Origin of the sequence: Acidiphilium sp. PM (assembly GCF_000219295.1) — a bacterium.
GTDB lineage: Bacteria > Pseudomonadota > Alphaproteobacteria > Acetobacterales > Acetobacteraceae > Acidiphilium > Acidiphilium multivorum.
In genome coordinates, this window is sequence record NZ_AFPR01000047.1 from 1 (window position 1) to 1,669 (window position 1,669).

The following is a 1,669-nucleotide window of genomic DNA, read 5'->3' on the forward strand; positions in this document are numbered from 1 at the left end:
TTCCGGCGAACCGCATCCGTCGTGGAGCACGAGTTCGACCGGAACTCAACGCGGTCAACAGTGGTGCGCGCGACGCCATCATCGTCCAATCTGTCGCTCCCGTTTATCTTGCTGATTCCTCTCGTGCCGGGGCTTCTTCGCGAGCTGACGTTTCCCTTCGCGCTCCCACATCGCAGCCATCTCGCCGGAGATCGCCGCCTTCATCTCATCAAGATGGCGGTCGAGTTCCTCGGGAGGCATCGAACGCCGGAGTGTAGCGACGAAATCCGTGTCGGAGTTGAACCAGTCAGGCCGACCGGGGCCATACCAGACCTCTCTGTGCGCATCGTTACCCTTATCGAGTTCGTCTGGAGCCAGAAACCGCGCCATGAGCAAGATGTCCTCAATCTGGGCGTCGGAATACCGCGACGGCATTTTCGATGCACGCTTGTCAGCGGTTCCTTGATTGGCACCGGTAAGTGTCTTCATGCTTTTCCCCATTGCCTGGCCCGCGAGTAGCCTGATGCGCCCATGCATGCAGATCGCCGCAGGATCTATTTTTCCGACCAAGCTGTCCCATTTCTTTTGACGCTCATCGTTCGAAGATGCGTGCGCGCACAAATCTTTCGGCGGCAGCCTCGGGCAGGAGGGTGTGTCATTCTGACTGGCTGAGCGCCTAGTCCGACCACGCGATCCGCCGTTCACCATACGCTGGATGATCTCTTGCATAGCCAGAAGGAACCACAGATTTTCAATCCGTCAACAAAAAGATGCATCGGTCCGACGCCCGCACGGCAGAATCAGCAAGTGTCCTAAATGCCCGTTGACACGGACATCTGATGAATTGGCGAACCAGGCTGCGAACGCGATGGAGCTGAATCATACTGCCCGCTGTTATCGCGGGATTTGGCTGAGGCCTATCGGCAAGTGAAACCTCGATAAGTTGCCTGTTCATAGCGGTGGCCGGGAGTTACCGTGGTCATGATGGACATAAATATTGTGAATGATGTCCTTGCCTGAGGGCGTCGAAAGCCGGCACATACCCGGGCGAATTGGTTCGAACACGTCGACGCGGACAGCGCGCTCGGCCTCATGCATGACCACCTATTCGTCGGAATGATGATCAGTGGCGGCAATCGCCGCGACCCGCCCGTCGACGATCATGGTGGTCGTGACAAGCCGCTGTTCAGAGCTAAAATGCCTTCGCTATGGAGGAGATCGCGATGAGCGCCGAAAGCGTCTACGGCTATGTCCGGATTGAGCACCGCATACCATGGCAGGATGGTCAACTGAAATTCACCTCCTATGAGCTTGAAATCGTCCTACGGCTCGGCAGTGGCGATCAAGTCCCTCTCGACCATCTGCCAATCGCTTCGGCGTTTGCAGCTCGATTCAAGAAGACCGGTTTGGTGTTGATTTCCACTGAGAAGTGACCCGGGAATTCCATCGAGATTTGACCCGCCTATTGGTTATGATTTGTGTTTCATGATGGGGTCAAGGGCGGATTTTTTCCTTTCGTTTTTGGATTTTCTGCACTGAGCTGTTCTTGAACCGGAAGCTGTCATTGCCTGTTTCGAGGATGTGGCAATGGTGCGTCAGGCGGTCGAGGAGAGCGGTGGTCATCTTGGCGTCGCCGAAGACCGCGGCCCATTCGCTGAAGCTGAGGTTGGTGGTGATGGCGACGCTGGTG

3 protein-coding genes are annotated in these 1,669 nt (G+C 56.3%); 1 reads left to right on the forward strand and 2 read right to left on the reverse strand.

Going from position 1 to position 1,669, the window contains the following annotated elements; genetic code table 11:
* Window positions 1-78: 78 nt before the first annotated feature.
* A complete protein-coding gene (locus APM_RS01650; RefSeq protein ID WP_138919147.1) occupies window positions 79-468 on the reverse strand; it encodes a hypothetical protein in 390 nt (129 codons plus the stop codon).
* Window positions 469-1,202: 734 nt separating this feature from the next.
* On the opposite strand from APM_RS01650, the gene APM_RS01655 reads away from it, so the two are divergent.
* Window positions 1,203-1,412: a hypothetical protein gene (locus APM_RS01655; protein ID WP_138919146.1), complete on the forward strand. Its 210-nt coding sequence runs from the start codon at window positions 1,203-1,205 to the stop codon at window positions 1,410-1,412.
* 61 nt (window positions 1,413-1,473) lie between these two features.
* Here APM_RS01655 and APM_RS01660 read toward each other — a convergent pair.
* Window positions 1,474-1,669 (reverse strand): ATP-binding protein (locus tag APM_RS01660; RefSeq protein WP_007421619.1); only part of this gene is annotated, 196 nt, incomplete at its 5' end.

Excerpts from the sequence above, each read along its gene's own strand:
- APM_RS01650 (WP_138919147.1), bottom strand. The coding sequence starts at position 468 with ATGAAGACACTTACCGGTGCCAATCAAGGAACCGCTGACAAGCGTGCA.
- APM_RS01655 (WP_138919146.1), top strand. The coding sequence starts at position 1,203 with ATGAGCGCCGAAAGCGTCTACGGCTATGTCCGGATTGAGCACCGCATA.